General features: G+C 37.1%; 27 protein-coding genes and 1 pseudogene. 21 read left to right on the forward strand and 7 right to left on the reverse strand.

Features of this window, described 5'->3' with window-relative positions:
* Positions 1-14: 14 nt before the first annotated feature.
* Together BKP57_RS15665 and BKP57_RS15670 are read left to right on the forward strand one after the other, a co-directional pair.
* A complete protein-coding gene (locus BKP57_RS15665; protein ID WP_198035000.1) occupies positions 15-1,127 on the forward strand; it encodes an NAD(P)/FAD-dependent oxidoreductase in 1,113 nt (370 codons plus the stop codon).
* Between the two features lie 614 nt (positions 1,128-1,741).
* A pseudogene (locus BKP57_RS15670) lies at positions 1,742-2,595 on the forward strand (2'-deoxycytidine 5'-triphosphate deaminase domain-containing protein).
* 308 nt (positions 2,596-2,903) lie between these two features.
* Here the strand turns inward: BKP57_RS15670 and BKP57_RS15675 are convergent.
* The 4 genes from BKP57_RS15675 to BKP57_RS15690 form a co-directional block, all read right to left on the reverse strand.
* A complete protein-coding gene (locus tag BKP57_RS15675) occupies positions 2,904-5,402 on the reverse strand; it encodes an ABC transporter permease (protein WP_072741930.1) in 2,499 nt (832 codons plus the stop codon).
* Positions 5,399-6,076 carry an ABC transporter ATP-binding protein gene (locus BKP57_RS15680; protein WP_050351192.1) on the reverse strand — a complete coding sequence of 226 codons (678 nt, stop codon included), beginning with the start codon at positions 6,074-6,076 and terminating at the stop codon, positions 5,399-5,401. Before BKP57_RS15680 ends, BKP57_RS15675 begins: the two co-directional genes overlap by 4 nt.
* Before the next feature lie 107 nt (positions 6,077-6,183).
* On the reverse strand, positions 6,184-7,104 hold the full coding sequence (locus tag BKP57_RS15685; RefSeq protein WP_156875354.1) for a sensor histidine kinase: 921 nt from the start codon (positions 7,102-7,104) through the stop codon (positions 6,184-6,186).
* The gene (locus tag BKP57_RS15690; protein ID WP_083547291.1) at positions 7,104-7,787 is read right to left on the reverse strand and encodes a response regulator transcription factor; all 684 of its coding nucleotides are present in this window, start codon (positions 7,785-7,787) and stop codon (positions 7,104-7,106) included. The genes BKP57_RS15685 and BKP57_RS15690 overlap by 1 nt, the downstream gene beginning before the upstream one ends.
* Positions 7,788-8,360: 573 nt before the next feature.
* Here BKP57_RS15690 and BKP57_RS15695 point away from each other — a divergent pair.
* The 3 genes from BKP57_RS15695 to BKP57_RS15705 all read left to right on the forward strand — a co-directional run bounded on the left by BKP57_RS15695 (position 8,361) and on the right by BKP57_RS15705 (position 9,444).
* Complete coding sequence (locus BKP57_RS15695; RefSeq protein ID WP_072741932.1) at positions 8,361-8,657, forward strand: AbrB/MazE/SpoVT family DNA-binding domain-containing protein; 297 nt, start codon at positions 8,361-8,363, stop codon at positions 8,655-8,657.
* Positions 8,657-8,989, forward strand: coding sequence for a type II toxin-antitoxin system PemK/MazF family toxin (locus BKP57_RS15700; RefSeq protein WP_072741933.1), 333 nt, complete (start codon positions 8,657-8,659; stop codon positions 8,987-8,989). Before BKP57_RS15695 ends, BKP57_RS15700 begins: the two co-directional genes overlap by 1 nt.
* Before the next feature lie 131 nt (positions 8,990-9,120).
* Positions 9,121-9,444 carry a thermonuclease family protein gene (locus BKP57_RS15705; protein ID WP_072741934.1) on the forward strand — a complete coding sequence of 108 codons (324 nt, stop codon included), beginning with the start codon at positions 9,121-9,123 and terminating at the stop codon, positions 9,442-9,444.
* 855 nt (positions 9,445-10,299) lie between these two features.
* On the opposite strand, the gene BKP57_RS15710 is transcribed toward BKP57_RS15705, so the two are convergent.
* The gene (locus BKP57_RS15710) at positions 10,300-10,593 is read right to left on the reverse strand and encodes a DUF1433 domain-containing protein (protein WP_050351190.1); all 294 of its coding nucleotides are present in this window, start codon (positions 10,591-10,593) and stop codon (positions 10,300-10,302) included.
* Positions 10,594-10,705: 112 nt separating this feature from the next.
* Between BKP57_RS15710 and BKP57_RS15715 the strand changes: the two genes are divergently transcribed.
* From BKP57_RS15715 to BKP57_RS15730, 5 genes are all read left to right on the forward strand, one after another.
* Positions 10,706-11,020 (forward strand): hypothetical protein, encoded by a 315-nt coding sequence (locus BKP57_RS15715; protein WP_156875355.1) that lies wholly within the window; start codon positions 10,706-10,708, stop codon positions 11,018-11,020.
* Positions 11,021-11,126: 106 nt separating this feature from the next.
* Positions 11,127-11,342 carry a Tle-like phospholipase domain-containing protein gene (locus tag BKP57_RS23460; RefSeq protein WP_082240897.1) on the forward strand — a complete coding sequence of 72 codons (216 nt, stop codon included), beginning with the start codon at positions 11,127-11,129 and terminating at the stop codon, positions 11,340-11,342.
* Entirely contained in the window at positions 11,302-11,541 is a 240-nt protein-coding gene (locus tag BKP57_RS15725; RefSeq protein WP_050351188.1) for a hypothetical protein, read from the forward strand. The genes BKP57_RS23460 and BKP57_RS15725 overlap by 41 nt, the downstream gene beginning before the upstream one ends.
* 14 nt (positions 11,542-11,555) lie before the next feature.
* Positions 11,556-11,732 carry a hypothetical protein gene (locus BKP57_RS22240; protein ID WP_156875356.1) on the forward strand — a complete coding sequence of 59 codons (177 nt, stop codon included), beginning with the start codon at positions 11,556-11,558 and terminating at the stop codon, positions 11,730-11,732.
* A 390-nt stretch (positions 11,733-12,122) separates the two neighbouring features.
* A complete protein-coding gene (locus BKP57_RS15730) occupies positions 12,123-12,668 on the forward strand; it encodes a hypothetical protein (RefSeq protein ID WP_050351187.1) in 546 nt (181 codons plus the stop codon).
* A 17-nt stretch (positions 12,669-12,685) separates the two neighbouring features.
* Here BKP57_RS15730 and BKP57_RS15735 read toward each other — a convergent pair whose 3' ends face one another.
* Positions 12,686-14,206: a glycoside hydrolase domain-containing protein gene (locus BKP57_RS15735; RefSeq protein WP_072741937.1), complete on the reverse strand. Its 1,521-nt coding sequence runs from the start codon at positions 14,204-14,206 to the stop codon at positions 12,686-12,688.
* A 199-nt stretch (positions 14,207-14,405) separates the two neighbouring features.
* The gene (locus BKP57_RS15740; RefSeq protein ID WP_050351902.1) at positions 14,406-14,870 is read right to left on the reverse strand and encodes a peptidoglycan-binding domain-containing protein; all 465 of its coding nucleotides are present in this window, start codon (positions 14,868-14,870) and stop codon (positions 14,406-14,408) included.
* A gap of 1,039 nt (positions 14,871-15,909) precedes the next feature.
* On the opposite strand from BKP57_RS15740, the gene BKP57_RS15745 reads away from it, so the two are divergent.
* From BKP57_RS15745 to BKP57_RS22535, 11 genes are all read left to right on the forward strand, one after another.
* Entirely contained in the window at positions 15,910-16,491 is a 582-nt protein-coding gene (locus tag BKP57_RS15745) for a sigma-70 family RNA polymerase sigma factor (RefSeq protein WP_083547293.1), read from the forward strand.
* 4 nt (positions 16,492-16,495) lie between these two features.
* Positions 16,496-16,717: a helix-turn-helix domain-containing protein gene (locus BKP57_RS15750; protein WP_128743419.1), complete on the forward strand. Its 222-nt coding sequence runs from the start codon at positions 16,496-16,498 to the stop codon at positions 16,715-16,717.
* 29 nt (positions 16,718-16,746) lie between these two features.
* Complete coding sequence (locus BKP57_RS15755; RefSeq protein WP_072741938.1) at positions 16,747-16,905, forward strand: YvrJ family protein; 159 nt, start codon at positions 16,747-16,749, stop codon at positions 16,903-16,905.
* Between the two features lie 10 nt (positions 16,906-16,915).
* Entirely contained in the window at positions 16,916-17,095 is a 180-nt protein-coding gene (locus BKP57_RS15760; RefSeq protein WP_050351905.1) for a hypothetical protein, read from the forward strand.
* 362 nt (positions 17,096-17,457) lie between these two features.
* The gene (locus BKP57_RS15765) at positions 17,458-17,754 is read left to right on the forward strand and encodes an AbrB/MazE/SpoVT family DNA-binding domain-containing protein (protein ID WP_072741939.1); all 297 of its coding nucleotides are present in this window, start codon (positions 17,458-17,460) and stop codon (positions 17,752-17,754) included.
* The gene (locus BKP57_RS15770) at positions 17,754-18,086 is read left to right on the forward strand and encodes a type II toxin-antitoxin system PemK/MazF family toxin (protein ID WP_050351906.1); all 333 of its coding nucleotides are present in this window, start codon (positions 17,754-17,756) and stop codon (positions 18,084-18,086) included. Before BKP57_RS15765 ends, BKP57_RS15770 begins: the two co-directional genes overlap by 1 nt.
* 131 nt (positions 18,087-18,217) lie before the next feature.
* Complete coding sequence (locus BKP57_RS15775; RefSeq protein WP_050351907.1) at positions 18,218-18,610, forward strand: thermonuclease family protein; 393 nt, start codon at positions 18,218-18,220, stop codon at positions 18,608-18,610.
* A gap of 712 nt (positions 18,611-19,322) precedes the next feature.
* Complete coding sequence (locus tag BKP57_RS22245; RefSeq protein ID WP_156875357.1) at positions 19,323-19,487, forward strand: hypothetical protein; 165 nt, start codon at positions 19,323-19,325, stop codon at positions 19,485-19,487.
* A 91-nt stretch (positions 19,488-19,578) separates the two neighbouring features.
* Complete coding sequence (locus BKP57_RS15780) at positions 19,579-19,794, forward strand: hypothetical protein (protein ID WP_050351908.1); 216 nt, start codon at positions 19,579-19,581, stop codon at positions 19,792-19,794.
* 2 nt (positions 19,795-19,796) lie between these two features.
* Complete coding sequence (locus BKP57_RS15785) at positions 19,797-20,054, forward strand: type II toxin-antitoxin system RelE family toxin (RefSeq protein ID WP_050351909.1); 258 nt, start codon at positions 19,797-19,799, stop codon at positions 20,052-20,054.
* Between the two features lie 95 nt (positions 20,055-20,149).
* Complete coding sequence (locus BKP57_RS22535; RefSeq protein WP_157858472.1) at positions 20,150-20,299, forward strand: hypothetical protein; 150 nt, start codon at positions 20,150-20,152, stop codon at positions 20,297-20,299.
* Positions 20,300-20,546 lie beyond the last annotated feature (247 nt).

Consider the following 20,546-nt stretch of genomic DNA (forward strand, 5'->3'; position numbering starts at 1 on the left):
AAAGGGTGATAACTGTGAATAAGATATATGATGTCGTTATTGTAGGAGCTGGACCCTCTGGAATTGGTGTCGCAACTTTGTTACAACAAATGAATTGTACATCTTATTTGATTCTAGAGAAAGAAGAGGTAGGAGCTTCTTTTTTACGATGGCCGGAAGAAATGAGATTTATTACACCTTCTTTTCCAGCGCAGGGATTTGGTCAAACAGATTTAAATGCAATTGTCCCTAAAACTTCACCAGCTTATACGTTAAATATGGAGCATCCTACTGGCGAAGCGTATGCTGAATACCTAGATGTAGTGGCAGATCATTTTGCTCTTCCTATTAAAAAGGGCGTGCAAGTAAAACAAATTCATAAAAAGGATGGTATCTTTACGATAGATACGACACAAGGGATCTACCAAAGTCGCTATGTCGTTTGGGCAGCAGGACAATACCAATATCCTAATTTACGACCTTTCCCTGGTGCAGAACTTGGTGTACACAATAGTCTGATTCCATCTTGGCGGGAACTAGAAGGCGATGATTTCATTATCATCGGAGGCTATGAAAGTGGTATGGATGCGGCATTTCACTTAGGACGTTTCGGCAAAAAAACTACTATTATAGCTAAAACGAATACTTGGGAGCTAGACAATAGTGATCCAAGCATAGCCCTTTCCACTTACACATATAGTCGTGTTTGTCATTTATTAGGATCCGATTTGTTAACAGTTGTTGGCAATACAGCCGTCACACGAATAGAAGCCGTATCTTCAGGATATGACGTCTATACAAGTAGCGGAAAAGTTTATTTTACAACGGAAAAACCAATATTAGCCACTGGCTTCATTGGTAGCACAACTAAGATAGAAAATTTAGTGACACGTGGTCAATATGATGAAGTACTTGTCAATGAAATAGATGAATCTGTGGCAACTTCTGGTCTATTTCTAGCAGGGCCGGAACTTCGGCACAAAGACCACATTTTTTGTTTTATTTATAAATTTCGCCAGCGGTTTGCAATAATAGCAGAAACGATCGGCTATCGGTTAAACTTGGATTTATCGATTTTAGAGCAGTATCAGCAAGAAAACTTTTATCTTAAAGATCTTTCGATGTGTGGGGAGAGGTGTCAATGTTAGAACGCATACAGTCCTCTCCTGGTGCCCGCATAGAAAATATTGCTAGTAGGTTGTGAATCTGTTGAGAAATCAGGTTTGTTCCGTCATTTGACTGGTGCAAAACGAGTGTTGCTAAATAATGTAAAGGGATCAGATCAACCATAGCGTCTTGTTGCATTTTTTGCTTAAACAATAAGCGTATTATCGATTTTCAGTCGATTAGCTATGCCGATAATTATATCTACTTTCTTTACCTGTGGATGCAACGCCCATTTTTTATTAGAAAGGATGGTTTGGGGACAGAGCGGTTTTTTAGAGGATATGTCTATTAGCCAGATGTTTACTTAGCTTCAACGCTATGGGCTAGTAACGTTATTTACGATTAGCAAAGAGCTTAGCTGGAAGACTTCCTAGTCTATGGATGGAAGGCATATGGTGAGAATTGTTAAAACGTAGTCTTTTTGTCGTGTAGCCCCCTGCTTAACTGCTGTGCTCGCCATTTGCCTTATTTCGTTTTCAAGAAGAGCTATTCTTGCGGTAGGAATCTACTTTTTTGCAGGATAAAAAGTACGCAACACTATCATAATTTAGAGATCCATTTAATTGGTGAATTTCATGATTAGGAGTGAGAACGGGTGATTTTATCAGGGCAAACGATTAAACAATTAATAAAGAATGAACGGATGTCTATTACTCCTTATAAGGACTTAAGCATACAACCAGCCTCCTTTGATCTACGTCTGGGAAAACATTTCTTGATAGTTGATGACATGTCTACTTCTTTTTTATCAGTAGACATTCGACGCAATCCAAGTGGTAAATATTTTGTCTCTGTTTTAGTTGAAACGGATGTACAGCCGCTTGAAAAAACGGGTTCCGTTGTTAGACGTAGGGTTAAAAGATTTCGCTATCTTATCAGATGAAACGATATACGAAAACCCCAAATACTTTCGCAAATTAGAAGCGAAACTCGCAAAAGCACAACGCGTGTTGTCCAAACGAAAAGCACAAGCGATAAAACAAAAACGAAAATTGAGCGAAGCAAAAAATTATAAAAACAAAAGCGCAACGTTGCTCGTCTTCATGAAAAGATTAGAAACAAGCGAGCGGACTACCTGCATAATTTTCTACCGAAATTATTAAAAACCACGATATTATCAGTATCGAAGACTTGCAGGAGTCAAACATGCTGAAAAACCATAAATTAGCAAAAGCCATTAGTGAAGCCAGTTGGGCGCAGTTTCGAACGATGCTTGAATACAAAGCGAACTGGTACGGCAAGCAAGTTGTTGCGGAAACAAAAACATTCCCAAGTTCACAACTGTGTTCGTGCTGTGGTTATCGGAATAAAGACGTTAAACATCTCGAATTGCGCAAATGGGATTGTCCAGAATGCTATGCCCATCATGATAGAGATATTAACGCAAGTAAAAATTTGAAAAACGAAGCCATACGACTTCTAACTGCGGGGACCGCAGGGATAGCCTAATCCATAACTTTCGGTTACGAAGGTGTTCTTAGGAATCCCACACTTCAAGCGTAAGCTAAGTGGCGGGTAGTTCATCTCCTAATCCAAATGAAATAATAAAATTACAATTACAAAAATTTTTACAATGGTTGAAAATTTTCTCATATTGCCTCTACCTTTTCTGATTATTATTATAAGCGGTCCTAATTACTTCACCCATGCGGTGTGCTTAAATAAAGGCTAGTGCTTCTTATGTTGAATACCTACTTTCTAAAAAAACGGTGAATAATCCGATCACACTACAAGGAATATTGAAGGGTATTCATTTTTCAATACCCTTCAATTCGCAGTTGCTCCACGATACTCTGCTGTTTTGTTGCGTGATATATGATATATGGAATTAAAATCCCTATCACAAAAATGAGCGGCAAAATAATGACCAATGGCCAGAAATTAAAATGGAAGGTTAGGAACCAAATTTGCGCACTTAGTGGACGTACAATCAATAATGAACTGCCAATGCTTAACAGGATAGAAACTGCTACTGTCCAAGCCGCATAATAACCTCCCTCAAAGCAAAGCATTTTCAATAGCTGCTGTTTGGTCATACCAATACTTCGCAGTACAGCAAATTCTCTGCGACGGATCAGAACACTGGTTAAAATAATATTAATAAAATTTAGCACTCCGATGATTCCAATGATGAGTGCAAGCGTACCGCCAATCAGCATGATCGTATCCTGTATATCAGTAAGTCCTGCCGTAACGGTTAATTTGGATTTATAATTCATCGATGGCTCGATGCTATTCGTGTACCACTTCAAAAAGCGTTCCATGTCACCTTCCTCATCCTCTGCAACATCGAAGACATAGCTCATAGCATGGGTATTGCCAGTAAGTTTTTTGTACATTTCCCCTGGAAGAAAGAATCCGGATCCTACCCAATCATAAGTGTTTGTCTCGTTTGCGATGATATGACCGATTACTGTTACTTCTATCGTGTTGCCTCCGTAGTTTAGCTTGACTTGATCGCCTACACTGTGATTCATACTACTCTCATCCAAATTACCACGAGTGTCTGACCATACACCCTCCAGAATATACTTCCCGTTCGCAAGCTTTTCTCTATCCAATTCACCATCCAGCAATTCTAGACGAGAAAAGGAAAATTCGTCAAGACCAATTAAATTCGTGGAAAAGGAACCATCCAATCGTTGGTTGACTGTCTGCCTAGTCGTTTCGCTTTTATATGTGGCTGGACTACCGTACTGGCGCCCTCCCGTTTCAAACCCTTCTTGTTTCTCTACAGCGGCAATTAAGCTCTCACTAAGTGCACTTTCTTCTTTGCCTTTATACTTGTAATTGAACAGATCGATATGACCGATGCGAAAATCAGAATCGCTAGCATTTTGGAGAGCTTTGTCCACGTCCACGCTTTGCGAGAAATTAAAAATTGTATTGGTCAACACAATGCTCAGAGAAAGGCTTAGAATCACCAAAACTGTATGCTTCTTGTTTCTTCCGAGGTTATTCAATGCCATTCTTCGTGGGGTACCGCTGTTACTGGATTTTTTTGTTTTTTTCTTACGACTGACGGAATTAGTATTCGTATAACTAACTGCCTCTACCGGGGATATCTTTGCTGCCATTTTCAACGGTTTCCGAATGCTGATGAACACGGTAGCCAGCGTAAACATGATGGCTGCTACAAATATGAGCGGGTTTGCAGATACAACCGCCTTGCTTCCTGCAAGCTGAGACTGCTCAATCAGCGTAGGTACCATTGACCTGCCCACGAAAAAGCCACCAAAAAGCCCTAGCGGAATGCCAACCAACGAGAGCCCCCAAGCTTGTCGTCTAATGATTGCACGAAGCTGTCGTCCTGTAGTACCTACTGTTTTCAATAGTCCGTAAAAGCGAATATCACGCATAACGGAGATTTGAAAGATGTTAAAGATAATCAGATAGCCTGTGAGCATAAACAGCACTAGGATACTAGACAATAGAAGAATTGTTCCAAAGCCTGCTGATGTACTTTTAGACAAATAAATTGGATTGGTACCTGCGTTCAAGTAATTTTGCGAATTTATATTCATGGAAAAACCACTATCGATCAACACAGTTTCCAATTTTTCATTAATATTTTTACTGTTTGCAAACTTTAAATTTCCTGTGATGCTTCCAGTTTTTGATTGGTCTTGGCGATAAGTGCTTTCCAGTTCCCCCAAATGCGCATCCATATAGGCGCGAGAAGAAATGATAGTTCCAACTGGAACACCGGGGTGGCTTTCCCACCAACCAGCCAGTACAAATTCACGTATAACCTTGTCATTATTAATGGTGAGCTCCAATGTAAGCGGAGTACCAAGCTTTTGCGGAATGCCCAGCAGTTCCAGCGTCTTCGTATCAGTAATAATCTCTTTTTCCTCTTGCGGTTTATGCCCACTTGTGAGTTCAATAAATAAATATTTCAATTGGAGATCATCGTAATACCAAAAATCTGTCTGTCTCTTGGTCAGGGCAGCATTGTCCACACTATCGGCAAGTTTTCGAATATAAGACATTTCTTGTATTAAAGGATGGCGTTCTATGGTGCGATACTCTGATTCGGTCATATTTTCTATTCTCGCGTGGCCATCACCGCCTGACATAACCATATCGGCACGTTGCGTACTTTTTATCATGCCAGATCCCAGCGTAAATAAACTAGTGAATAGAAGTGTAGTTAGGGCAATCGCCATCACAGCGAACACGTTGCGTACTTTGGATGATCGAAAATTCCTTCTTGCCAATTTGCGGATTATCTTCTTGTTTTTTACTCGAATCATACCCGATCACCGCCTAAGATTTTTCCATCTTCAATGCGGATAATTCGATCTGCAAGCTGAGCATGTTCTTCATTGTGAGTGATCAAGACAATGGTCTGGCTAAATTTTTCCCCGGTCACTTTTAAAAGTCCAATTACGTCTTGACTGGTCTTGCTATCCAGATTTCCGGTCGGCTCATCGGCGAGGACAATGATTGGTTTTGTGGCCAATGCCCTTGCGATGGCAACCCGTTGTTGTTGTCCTCCGGAAAGTTGGCTCGGCAATCTTTGCAATTTGTCATCAAGTCCCAGTGTCTGGATAATTTGATTCACATAGCTTTTATCCGGTTTATTACCATCTAATTGAATGGGGAGGACAATATTCTCATAAACATTCAGTATGGGAACAAGATTGAAACTTTGAAAGACAAAACCAACCTTGCGGCGTCGAAAAATCGTCAGTGCTTCCTCTTTCAAAGAAAAAATATCCTTTCCATCTACTGTTACGGTTCCGCTGGTCGGGCGATCTAGACCGCCGAGCATATGGAGCAAGGTAGACTTTCCACTACCCGAGGTGCCAACCACCGCGACAAATTCCCCTCGCTCTACCGATAAATTTACGTTGTTCAGCGCATGGACGGACGTTGCTCCGTTTGTATAAATCTTTTTTAAATTCATTGTTTTTAATATGGTCATCATCGGTTCCTCCACAACAATAGTCTGTATGCATTCTTTTATGATATAAACACCATACCAAAAAACCCTTTCCACATTCTTTCTCAAATCTAACAGTTTTGAAAGAATCACTTTTCTCCAGCTGCAAGAAAGATAGAAAAGGTAGAGCCTTGTCCCAGCTTTGAGGCAACCTTAATATACCCGCCTCCAGTTGAGAGAATCTCTCTTGCCAGGAACAGACCGAGGCCCATGCCCTCTTGAACGTTTGTCGCGGAAGAACGATAAAAACGGGTAAATATTTTACTTTGTTCATCCTCTGTGATACCTATACCTTGGTCGGTGATATCGATACGAAAAAACAACTCATAGGGTATAGTTTTGATTTTAATGCTGCCTTGCATTGGGGAATATTTCACCGCGTTATCAAGAACGTTGTACACTGCTTCAATTGTCCATTTAGGATCGTAATAAGCTATCCCATCAGTTGATTCTAATTGAATGGTAATCTCTTTCTCTTTTGCTCTTGGGGAAACCTGTGTGATGGCCCTTTCGAGTAATTTCTGCACACTGTCTCTTTGTGGTTGAACGGTAATAATACCACTCTCCAAACGAGAGGTTTTTACCAGCGCCTGAATGAGAAAATCCAACTTTTTAGCCTGTGCTGAAAGGGTATTTACATACTCCACACAGTCTTGCGGCAGACGTTCTTCCTCAAGAAGTTGCGTATACAAAAGAATATTGGCGACAGCCGTCTTCGTCTGGTGAGAAATATCTGAAATCAGGCTTTCGATGTTTTCTTTTTCATTAGTCAGATTCTTGGAGGAGACTGCACAAAATGCCAAAAAACGAGCCAGTTTTGTCTCTACAGCCGACAAAGCAGACTCATCAAAACAACCTTCGCTGAAATCGTCATCGATTGCACTGTTCAACATATCATCCATTGAACTCAAAAGTTGGCGCATTCTTCTCCGGTACAGAAGAATAACAGGGATGGCAAAGGCAATGCCAGTAACTACTGCAATTCCAAACATAATAAGCCATTGAGACATCATGTCACCGCCCAGGTGTAGCCAATACCATAAACCGTTTTAATATACTTGGGAGACGATGGTATATCTTCCAGCTTATCACGCAGACGTTTGACCGTAACCGAGAGAGCATTCTCGTCCACATAATCAGCGCCGTCCGTCCAAATGATATCGATCAGTTGCGATCGTTCCATAGTATGACCTTTATTTTCAAGTAAACAACGGAGCAATTTTTGCTCGGTCTTGCTAAGTTCAATAGGTACACCATATTTTGAAAATTCCATTTTTGTGAAAGAAAAGGAAAAACCGTCAATTTGTATGGGTTCTATGGAGATGGCGGATACTTTTCTTAACTGAGCCCGAACCCTTGCGCGTAGGATCATCAAGCTAAAGGGCTTAGTTATATAATCGTCTGCCCCAAATTCAAAGCCAGTAACCACATCTGTTTCCATATCTTTGGCAGTCAACATAATCACAGGAATTGCAGAGAATTTGCGCAATTCCTTCAGAAAATCCAGTCCGCTTCCATCTGGCAAGTTAATATCTAAAATAATTAAATCAAAGGTCGTCTTTTGGATTTCCATCCGAGCAGAATTCAAATCTCGTGCCTGTATAATGGTAAATTCACTGTTTTTTAAAGCGATAGCTACCCCGTTAGATAAGGATAAGTCATCTTCAATAATCAATATTTTTATAATAGTCATAATAGCCACATCCTAGATTCGTATTAAATACTCATTGTTAACGAAACGATTTTTCCAATTTCCTTTAACCAATCAATACTATTCTGACTTTCATCTGCCATTTTTAATAAAAACATTAATAAAAGCTTTACTATAGGGAATGTTTTTTTAGTTTATCATCAGTGTTGATTATATTGTCGTTCGTGGAGTTTATTAGGCTTTATTGCAAGGTTTTTAAACATTTAGTTGAATATAAAAATTTTGTATTTAAAAAACTTCTATCATTAGGATCTTTAATGCAATAAGTCTATCATGAATTTCAGCACTGTATTTATAGAATGTGACGTAAAATATAAATAAAAACTCTCTATAAGGATAGGCTTATTTCAAAGCTATTTAAACACTTTTTTCACCAAAACAAATCGCTCCCATTTTCAATTATAACCCTAATTATAAAGGTTAATCGCTAAAAAAACTATATTGGCATTGTCCCATCAGTGATCATCAATCAAGATAGAAAAGTAAAATCAAAGGTAATTTTTCTCAAACTTTTGTATATACTATGGATATACAATTGGTTAGGGGCGTGTTATAATGAATAATAGAAATAAGAAATTAAATAGAAGGCAGGTGCCGAAAATGACTGCAACCGCTACTGTATCAAAATGGGGTAATAGTTTAGGGGTTAGAATTCCAAAAGACATGGCTGATTCAGCAAATATTAATCAAGGAACAGAAATGACAATTACTCTGGATCAAAAAGGACAAATCATTTTGACACCGATTAAGAATAAAAAAGAATATTCCTTAGATGAATTATTAAATCAATGCAAACCAGAGCATCGTCATCAAGAAATTGATTTCGGAATAAAGGGGGAGGAATTAATCTAATGGTAGCACCAGAACGCGGCGATCTTGTATATGTGGATTTCGATGCGCAATCAGGACGTGAACAGGCTGGTATAAGACCTGCGATTGTCCTATCCCCTAAACAATTCAATCAAATCACAGGATTTACTGTTCTGTGCCCAATTACAAAAACCGTCAGGGGCTGGGGTTATGAAGTTGCGCTTCCTGACGGTTTAGCTGTGTCAGGAGTTATACTCACTGACAAAGTAAAAAGCGTAGATTGGAATACCAGAAAGTTAAAAATAAAAGGACAAGCTCCAGAAGAAATCGTTGAAGATTGCCTAGCTAAAATACATACATTTTTAGGGCAATAGAATATTTACGGAACAAAAAGAAACCAGTCTGACAAAAGTTATTTTTACTAAGCGCATGTAATCAAATTACAGATAGTCTAACAGCAGAAACACCACCAGAAGAATTAAGCGGGGGTGATTATCAAAAAGGTGTGGTAACTTATGTTGTTGATGGAGATACCTTCGACGTGAAACTGGAAAACGGAAAAACAGAGCGCATACGACCGATATTGGTCAATGCGCCAGAGATCTGCCATAAATCTAGTCCGTCGGATTGTGAAGCTGAACCCTACGGTGACGAAGCTGCTGACTTTACGAAAGATTTACTGGAAGGAGAAACGGTTTATTTAGAACAAGACGTATCGGAGCGTGATCCGTACGACCGGCTACTCGCTTATGTATACCTGGAAAACGGCCAAATGTACCAGGAACTAATTTTATCAGAGGGACTGGCCGAGGTTTCGGTCACACCTTGAAAAAATAGAGCAAAAAGCAAAAGATCAACAAGTCAACTACCCACCACTAAGTCTATAAGACTTGAAGTGGGGGCTTGTTAAAAGCCCTAGTTGTCTAGCCTAAGGCTTAACTGACTACGTTAGAATGTTGCATACCGTGGGATGATTCCCTAGTCCCACGCTCTATGGCGGCTCTGTAAACAGTTTCTATGGGAAGAAGCAGTCAACCGTAAGCCATCTCGCTTTGAGATGTTGCCAACACATTCTAACATTGGCGAAGGGAAACAAACTCTTATATGTAAGAGGGAATACGCTATGCTCGTATTCGTGATCAACAAGCATGGTGAGGCTCTGATGCCATGCAAACCAAGGAAAGCTAAACAGATAAAAGCAAGAATCATCAAGTATGAGCCGTTCACCATTTAATTGGCAGCAATTCCTCCCCCTCCTACCTGTCGGTTGAGGAGGGAGAATCCTTGACTAAGTTTCGTTAAAATCAAGGAAGAATAAAGAGGTAACCCACCACACAAGAATGCCCCGCTCCAATAGGAACGGGGCTATATTCTCACGAAAAGGGATGACGCGACGAACCTACACCAAAGGTCAATGCGACTACCGTACACAAACACTTTAAACGTATTACTGACTGTATGCTCATTATAGCACAGCGCTTAATCACGTTCAAATTAAAGCTGTATGACAGAATAATTTTTGGTTATCCCAATTATACAACTTTATTTTGGCAAATAAAAAAACTGAGACAAAAAAGTGATATACTCCCCTCAATTATGTTATATCTATATCATGCAGATTATTGACGTATAGAAATCGTATGCAAAAAGTATATCTACTTTTACTTTTGTTAATTTAACTTTTTTAATAATCACATGTTTTTTCTTTGCATTCCTCTTTTATTTCAGGAAATTCATTCCCTTCGGATATCGCGCCAACTCTAAAGTTACTTTGATAATCAATGTCGATAGAGAAAGTCGCTTCTTTATTATTATTAACGATTCCGCTAATTACCATTCCTCCCATAGGAGCACTATAATCACCTTTTTTAAAATCTACTGTACGGATATCTTTATAGTTATTTTTTAAAAAACTTTCAACTGATTCTTCAGCTTTACGAATTGTTTCATCGTCAAAATCTTCATGATTTGAGTTCACAATGCAACCTCCTAATAGTATAATTGTGATAATAAAAATTGCCGAAATGAAAAGTTTTTTCATTCGTATCACATCCTAACTGATTAACTAATATCAAAAGATGGAGGATAAAATGATGGTGAATTCTCATAGTATAACAGACAAAGCTGCTTCTAAAATTTCCAATCTGTCTTACAGGAAAATTCAAAAAAGAATTTCCATTCAATCAACAACTAAAAAACAAGTTTGGGAAAAAGTTGAAACCATTAAAAGCCCTGATACTGGATTAGATGGTTATGTGCTCCAAAATCCCGACACAAATGAAATCGTTATCATTTCCAGGGGACAGAACCAGATTCTCTTAAAGATTATGAAGAAAATCTTCCTGGAATTATTCTTGGTGATTCCGATTATACCAAAAGAGAATATGGAAAAACACCTTATTTAGGAACTCCATCTCAAGACGCTGCTTTAACAACGGGTAAAGCGAAACTTAACTCCAAGATAAAACCCTCACGTATACGAACAAAAATCAATTTACAGAAGCTGTACCTATTGTTGGAAAATATGTAAAGAAACATGGAGCAAACAACATCGTATTTACAGGACATTCTCTAGGTGGAGGACTTGCCCAATATTTCGCTGTCAAACATGACTCAAACGCTATTACGTTTGCTTCAGCTGACGTGTTTGATCTGTTATCCAAAGAAGATCAAGAACGGGCGTTAAATGGAGAATTTAAAGATATTAAACCCTGCTCATGTCGATGACATTTTTCGTGAACTAGTGGATGTTGAAAGTGATGGTACACCACTATTAATTGATATAAATGAATTTGAACATCTTCTGGAAAAACTACGAAAAAGCCAACATGATACAGGGGAAATAGCATATAACATGAAAAAAATGAGTAAAGATTTTAAACAAATCGATCAAATACTTGCCCAATGGCTGCAAATACGTCAATAAGGGATGATGTGGTAATGAGTAGCTGGAAAGATTATCTGGAAACCAATTCGCAAAAAGAAGCGTTAAAGAAACAAATCAAACAGGATTTACAAGAGAATGGCTTTATAGAAAATATAATTCAACTTAAAGAAATGGATCGTGTTTACAATGCGAACTATGAACATGTTAAACTGAAACAGGGGTTTTGGTGAGAGGTTGCGGTGATATAGTTTTTCTCTGCATATCTCAAAAATTATATCTACTGTCGAAAAACGACAACGAAAGACCAACAGATTAATCTGTTGGTCAAAATGACGCACGTATAGTAATTCTTCATCAACATAGAAACCGCTCCCGATTATTCCTACATAATTCGGAAAATATAGGGCGATTTCATTCCCGAAATGCTTTAAAATCTCATACTTACTGTGACTATGCAACACAGACAGAAGCTTCTGTTCGTTTTAAATCTTAATATGTTATTCATTTATTTTAGGGTTAACTCGAACTTTTTTTAAAAAATTAGCATATAAATCATATAGACTTTGTAACCTAATTGACTTAAAATAATTAGCATAAAGAATCTTAAAAGCGGAGGGTTTATGAGAAAAATTGAATTAAGTTATACCTTAAACCACGGAGATATTCAGAAGTTAGCTGAAAATTATTACGAAAACAGCACGAGGGCTAAGCGAGCTAAAAAGTGGACGGTCATAGGCGCTTTAGTTCTTACCCTTATTTTAAGTTATTTTCCTACTCTCGTGATGGGCAGAGGCTTGGATTTTTATTTAATTTTAGTTTTTATTGGCTTCATCATAACGCCTATCCTTTCTTTGCAGCAGCAAAAAAAGGATCTTATAAAAAGTACAAATAGACGTTTAACAAAAGAAAATATAGGTCTATTAGGTGAGCACCATACAACCATCTCTGAAGACGGGATCCATGCTACTTTATTTCCCCATGATCCAAAAAAAGAAAAAAACTCATCAAATAATTGGGAAGAAATAGACTATTATAGCCAAGAAGGAAATCATTTCTTTGTTTATGTCGATAATATTAACTTTGTTTACGTTATCAAGACTGAAGACAAAACAGAGGAAGTAGACCAGTTCTTAAGTGAAAATCTAGAAAAAAGAGGGGGAAATTAACCCCCTCTCTCTTTTTTTTACGCTGAAGGTTCAGCTTCCATATCCTCTATTTCTCCTAATATTAATGCAGCTATTACACTAGCCGCATACCCTAGCGGTCCTCCAAATCTTGCAGCTGTTGCTATAATTCGTAATGCAGTTACTGCACCTAATGTCACAAATGAAATCGCTGCAGCTTCTTGTGCCACCTCTTTTAATCGCTCAAACTCAGGGCTAGCTGTACTTGTCGGAATAACTTCAAAAATAACAGATACAGCCAAACCTATTTTGTTTTGCGGATCTATACGTATTTCTTCTTTATAAGCAGTTATTTTAGAAACTTGCTTCATACCATCCATATATGCAGTAAATTCTATATAACCATTTCCAATGGTAGCAGCTAAGCCACTTAGTTGATTTTCATATGATTTTCTTCTAGATGCACTTAATTTCCCAATAAACTCATCTCCGATGATATCCTTTAAGTCATAACTGATTTCTCCATTAGATACAGAAACATAAGTCGCATTTTCTCCACCCAAAGAGTGGCTTAAAGATGTTTCCACCAATACATTATAGAAAAGGCTTTGTAATACAGGGTAAGTTTTATTAAATACAAATTCCGCACCGAATATACTTGGATCAGTGAAAAAGCCAGGTAAAAGTCGACCTAAATCCATCATTTCATTATAAAGAAGTCGTCTCATTGGGTCTTCACCTGGAGGGTCAACCTTACTTACACCTTTATCTCTACCTGAGTAATCATTTTTATCAATACCAATAGCACCGCTACCACTACCAATAGTATACTCATAAAATTGACTAAACGCCCAGTTGCGAGGCATTGTATAACCTAGATTTCCACTAAAACCTGTAGACATATTTGCAACAAAACTATTGTCTGCTTTTATACGAGAATCTTGATCTGCTTGAATACAAACACTTCTTGGTCCATATACACCTAACTTAAATTTATTTATGCCAGCTTCTCCTCCTGTGGTATCAAGAGCCTGTCTTACACCGATTAAATACGGCAGTATTAAATTAGTAATTTGGAATCCATACGCATCAAAATCTACGGCAAAATAAATAGTCGTATTATAACCAAAACCTAGTCTTTCAGCTGCAGCCATAGCTTTAAACCCGTCACTAAACCCTTGTTCATAGTTGAAATACTCTGGGTAGTAACCTCCATCTTGGTAAATTGGGAATACTTTTATTCCAAATTCCTCTAAGATTTTTAACTCGGAGTCCGTCATTGCTTTCGAACGAGTTCCTCCAACCGTCCCCGTTAAATAACGCCCTATAATTTTATAACCATGATCTACAAGAGTTTGTGCTTTTTCACGATCTACAATTGTTGATGCATCACATGCAGGGGCGCTTCTTCCTGTATAGCCATTACTAGTTAAAAGTTGTTTAATTGTTGGCATGTCAGCTGTCCCAGTAGCAGGTAAGGTCATAAATTCTTGAAATCTTTTAACTGCGGTATAGACCGCCGTGTCATATACGCCTGTAAAGTAGTTTGTTTCAAGATATTGATTTACTGCTAAAGCCATTTGTAGAACTTGGTTTTGCTTTGTGTTCTTATTCTCCAATTTTAAGGTCGGTGTATTAGCAATTGTAGAAGGACCATAATTTCCGTTAGCAATATGACCTATTCCAATCTCATGCTGTAACGCATAAATAAGCGCGGTATTTGTCTTTCTTTCATAATGAGCGTTTGTCGGAATATAATCAAAATATTGGCTATACTCCCTATTTAAATGCTACCCCTCTAATATACTCTGGGTATTTATCATTGTATCTGAACCCATCTGTATTAAGTATGGCTTTCATAAGTTTCGAATCAACAAATCCAGTCGGTTCAATTCCAACATCACTTTCAAATTCCTTAACCTTCTTCTCCGTGCCTTCAAAGAAATTACCTGAGAAACCACCTGGATTATAACCTTTACACCAGAATCCACCTTGTAGGATTTTAATTAGATTATTTGGTTTTTCATTTTTCCCCTGTTTCGCTAAACCAGGAAATTTTCTAGACGTAGCCGGGCCAAATGTTGGTACCGGATTTGGTATACCAAGCTCTATTTGTAAACCAATAATAAGAGCCCCTACTGTTGTGTTACCTGTTTTTCCATTTTCCGGAATAGTTTTATACCCATTTTTCCCTTTGTACGTTTTGTTTAGCCACTTTTGCACTTCTAATACCATTTTATCCATGCTGAACTCCTCCTTGTTTTTGAGTATTTAACTCTTATAAAAAAGGTAAAGTAAAAGTAGGGAAGATGGTTACCAATAACAAATCGTCCATCTTTCTGCTTTTTGCTTACTCCTTTGTAATAAATAGATCTTCAACCAATTGATATTTTTAATAGTTAACCTCTTTAAGAGAATCTAAAAACGCATCTACTTCTTTTTCTTCTGTATGGTAAAATAATTCTGCTTCAAGAAGCTCATTTTCCCCATCTAAATGGTTAATAATAGCTAAGAATTGACCATCCGTGATTTTTTATGGATCAACTGCTACTTCATTATCCTCAATTAAAATTACATAATCGCCTTTTTTTAAAACAACCATTGATTTCACCTCCTATTAAAATGAGTGTTTAATTTAAACTTTTTAAAATGACCCTACATGCTTACTAATCATGGTAAAAGTAACAAGAATGAGAATTTATTCCATCTAGCCTCCATACGATACGCATAGGTTTACCTGTCTTACGAACATTTTAAAGGTTACATCTACGCGACCTGGACTACCCTATAGTCACATACCTTTTTATTAAGTCGAGCTCCTACTGTTTCAAAGACCTTAGCTGAAACTCTACGCTGTAATCGAATATCTACATCCATACAAGTTTCCAACATAGTCCTCAATTATAGACTTATAGACAGGCATAGCGATGTTGTTATGTGAAAGGGCAGCATACGTATAAGCAGTATGAACATTCCTCTTTCTTGTAGCGCCGTGTCGACGCCTTGAATAAACTTCATAACGTGTTGGCAAAAAATCTCTCCTTTTTCAATTTAAAATTGTAATTCTATTTATTAAAGAGAAAGATATCCATCGAAAATCAAAAAAAACAGTAAAAAAAATTAATAAAATCGGTGAGCGTCCTAATTACGGCTTTTTTTAAAAGTCACTTTCTTTAAATACAGAGTAAGGGTTTCTTTTAAGGGGAGAAATGTTATAATAGGAACATATGTTCTTTTTATAAAAATAAAACTCCTATCTCTTTATATAATAGGAGGTGATTTTGTGAAAGAATTAGAACTTGTTAAAAAATGCAAATCTAAAATGAACCAGCCCGTTATTCGGAATTTCTTAAAAGATGAGAACAATTACATTCTTCTTAAAAAAGTATTAGAAGATCCTAGTGACGAGGAAAATAAAAAAAAATTAGACAATGCATTCCAAAATTATTATAAAGGAATAAAAATTATAGGGTATTTATCGAAATTAATCTACTTTTACTCCATTGATTATGATAAAAGACGAAATAACTACAAAAATAAAACTGTTTATCCACTTAAAAAAGAATCAAGTTCTAATATTGAACAAGATTTTCAGCAAATCTTTGATATCTATATCTCCTCAACAAGGGATCTTACAGTGAATACGTTTGAAAAACATCAAAGCCTACTAGAACAAATAGAAGACGAATCTTTATTTCAAAGCCTTCAACACCTAAAACCAACCCAACTAAGAATTTTAGAACTGATTTATAGCTACGGACTAAAAAATAAAGAAGTTGCTGAGGTGCTAGGTAAGTCGGAACAGACCGTTTCCTATAACCATAGAGCTGCATTAAAAAAGATAAAAAACGTGTTAGTGAGGTGATATATTGAATAGCAGTAATTTATTAGAGGCAGTTGAAAATGGGGACTTAATACAAATACTCTCAATATTTGAACCAACAATTAAAAAGAACTTGCGAAATACGACCTATCAAGAAAGAAGCGATTTGGAACAGGAAATTGCAATCAAGATACTTGAAAAAATGGTGAAGTTTAAAGCACTAGAAGCTCCTTCCTTTTTTGAATTTATTGATTGTGAAAAAGGATGATCTTTACTCATTTAGGAGGTATATAGGTAATGGAAAATGAAATCGCTTCTTTAGTTAATATTTTAGGTAACTTTGGGTTCCCTATTATGATAACCGTTTATTTATTTGTACGATTTGAAAAGAAAATAGAGAACTTAGAAAAAGTTATATCAGAGCTTCTAAGTACAATAAGAGAACTAAATAAGTGAGGGATGAAAAATGAACAACTCTACGTTTTTTCAATGTTATTGTAAATCAAGGGAGTTACAAGCTAGTTTTACGAAATGCTTAGTTGAAAATGAATTAACACCAGAAGAAGAAAAATTATTAACTGACGCCATTATTGAACAACTAAGTATCTCTAATAGATTGAAAAACCATATATGTAATTTTGATTGAAACAAATTCATGATGCAATAAAAGGCGATATTTCTTCCGCAAATTTAAATTGAGAATGATTGTGCGTCGTTAACAAACAAACCAGTAGTTTCAAAGTTTATTGAGATGACTGGTTTACTGATTGCCTAATCACATCAACTATTAAAAACCGATGCGGATTTCCGTCCGTATCGGTTCCTTTTTCACGTAATGTACACACCATAAGTATGTTTGTAAGAATGCGGTGCGCCCCTTGTACATCTTGTGTGCAGCAAGCATTTATGTACATTGTATAACATAAGATTCTGTACAGAAATCAAGAGTAATCTTTCTTAAATTTTTGTATATACCATGGATATACAATTGGTTAGGGGCGTGTTATAATGAATAATAGAAATACGAAATTAAACAAAAGGCAGGTGCCGAAAATGACTGCAACCGCTACTGTATCAAAATGGGGTAATAGTTTAGGGGTTAGAATTCCAAAAGACATGGCTGATTCAGCAAATATTAATCAAGGAACAGAAATGACAATTACTCTGGATCAAAAAGGACAAATCATTTTGACACCGATTAAGAATAAAAAAGAATATTCCTTAGATGAATTATTAAATCAATGCAAACCAGAGCATCGTCATCAAGAAATTGATTTCGGAATAAAGGGGGAGGAATTAATCTAATGGTAGCACCAGAACGCGGCGATCTTGTATATGTGGATTTCGATGCGCAATCAGGACGTGAACAGGCTGGTATAAGACCTGCGATTGTCCTATCCCCTAAACAATTCAATCAAATCACAGGATTTACTGTTCTGTGCCCAATTACAAAAACCGTCAGGGGCTGGGGTTATGAAGTTGCGCTTCCTGACAGTTTAGCTGTGTCAGGAGTTATACTCACTGACAAAGTAAAAAGCGTAGATTGGAATACCAGAAAGTTAAAAATAAAAGGACAAGCTCCAGAAGAAATCGTTGAAGATTGCCTAGCTAAAATACATACATTTTTAGGGCAATAGAATATTTACGGAACAAAAAGAAACCAGTCTGACAAAAGTTATTTTTACTAAGCGCATGTAATCAAATTACAGATAGTCTAACAGCAGAAACACCACCAGAAGAATTAAGCGGGGGTGATTATCAAAAAGGTGTGGTAACTTATGTTGTTGATGGAGATACCTTCGATGTGAAACTGGAAAACGGAAAAACAGAGCGCATACGACCGATATTGGTCAATGCGCCAGAGATCTGCCATAAATCTAGTCCGTCGGCTTGTGAAGCTGAACCCTACGGTGACGAAGCTGCTGACTTTACGAAAGATTTACTGGAAGGAGAAACGGTTTATTTAGAACAAGACGTATCGGAGCGTGATCCGTACGACCGGCTACTCGCTTATGTATACCTGGAAAACGGCCAAATGTACCAGGAACTAATTTTATCAGAGGGACTGGTCGAGGTTTCGGTCTACGAACCGGACATCAAATACCAGTCACACCTTGAAAAAATAGAGCAAAAGATCAACAAGTCAACTACCCACCACTAAGTCTATAAGACTTGAAGTGGGGGCTTGTTAAAAGCCCTAGTTGTCTAGCCTAAGGCTTAACTGACTACGTTAGAATGTTGCATACCGTGGGATGATTCCCTAGTCCCACGCTCTATGGCGGCTCTGTAAACAGTTTCTATGGGAAGAAGCAGTCAACCGTAAGCCATCTCGCTTTGAGATGTTGCCAACACATTCTAACATTGGCGAAGGGAAACAAACTCTTATATGTAAGAGGGAATACGCTATGCTCGTATTCGTGATCAACAAGCATGGTGAGGCTCTGATGCCATGCAAACCAAGGAAAGCTAAACAGATAAAAGCAAGAATCATCAAGTATGAGCCGTTCACCATTTAATTGGCAATTCCTCCCCCACCTACCTGTCGGTTGAGGAGGGAGAATCCTTGACTAAGTTTCGTTAAAATTGAGTAATAATTCAGTAGATTGCACGACTTCACACGCCAAAATAACACAAATTCAAAAAATGTCCCTTTGTTCCTGGTTTTTTCGAGAAACTTATATATATAACACACACATGTACATATACTACTTTTTATAGTATTTTCTTAGAGAAAAGAAGGAACAAAGGAACATAATTGCGTGCCCCATTGGTACACTGGCATTCATCTGTTCCTTTCTGCTGTGAAAAACCAGGGACATTGGAGGGACATTTGAGCCAAATAAGGAACAAATAGGTGTAAATCACTTGCGTGTATGCAAAAAGACACATATGTTCGTGTGGTGAAAAAAGCGGTTTTTAAAGAAAAATTACTTGCATATATGCAAAAACGATTAAAAAAAGGAACATTTCGGGCGAAAAAGGAACATTTTGACCCCAAAAAGGAACAAAGCAGGAACAAAGTTTTTTCTGTGGCTTAAAAAAATCCCTCGCCTTTAGTTTAGTTTTCAAAACCTACTTTGGAATAACAAAAGAATATATGATAAAATATAAATAAATGAGGTGATAGAAATGAGTCACATCTTTGATCATAATCGCGAAATGTTACACAAATTAATTGATGACCTTCCAGAAGATAAATTACCAAAAGCTGCAGATTTGTTTGAAAAAATGATCGGCGAAGAAACCGTGAGCGATGAAGACAAAAAAGAATTGGAAATCGCACGAAAAGAAATTGAAAATGGAGAGTCTTATTCATTTGATGAAGTGTTTGGGGAGCTGGATTAGTAATGTACGATATTATTTTCTCCAAACAAGCTAAAAAATTTATTGATAAGCAAGATAAAGTCACCAAGAAAAGACTTAGAAATGCTATGCTGGAATTGTCTGAAAACCCCTATAGAGCAAAAGATGTTAAGAAGTTAAAAGGTGACAAGGCTTATAGAAAAAGAGTTGCTAACTTTAGAATTATTTTCGATATTATTGACCAGAAACTTGTGGTCAATGTATTGAAAGTTGATAATAGAGGACAGGTGTATAGAAAATAACACCCTTATAACCATATCTCATACTACACTCGGTATGGGATATTTTGATTGTCTGGCGAAATATTTTTGATAGTTATAGAGGGGAGATGATATATGTGTCGATTGGAAAAATGTTAGAAAAGAAAATACAAACCACCAATGTCTTTAAGGAAAAACAACAGAATCATGCTATCTACCTCAAAAAATTTGAACAAAATAATCGTATAGATGCGTATAAAAAAGATCAAGAAAATTGGAACAAATGAAGAGGGCAAGAAAAGCCACTGTATATTAAAATAAACCAAAAGGAGTGCTGCGGCGCTCTTTTTTTAATATGTTTTTTCTGTAAATTCGCGTGGCTAATTCCTGCGAATTTTGCTTGCATACATGCAAAAACAAAGCAGGAACAAAGTTTTTTTCTGTGGCAGACTTCCAAACCACTGCTTTAGCTGGAGCAATTGTGAGTCAAATATAGGTAAAAATTATCCCAAATAAGCTATTTTTTTACGCAAA

The sequence above is a fragment of the Virgibacillus sp. 6R genome, from assembly GCF_001895305.1.
GTDB classification, from domain to species: Bacteria; Bacillota; Bacilli; order Bacillales; family Amphibacillaceae; genus Virgibacillus; species Virgibacillus pantothenticus.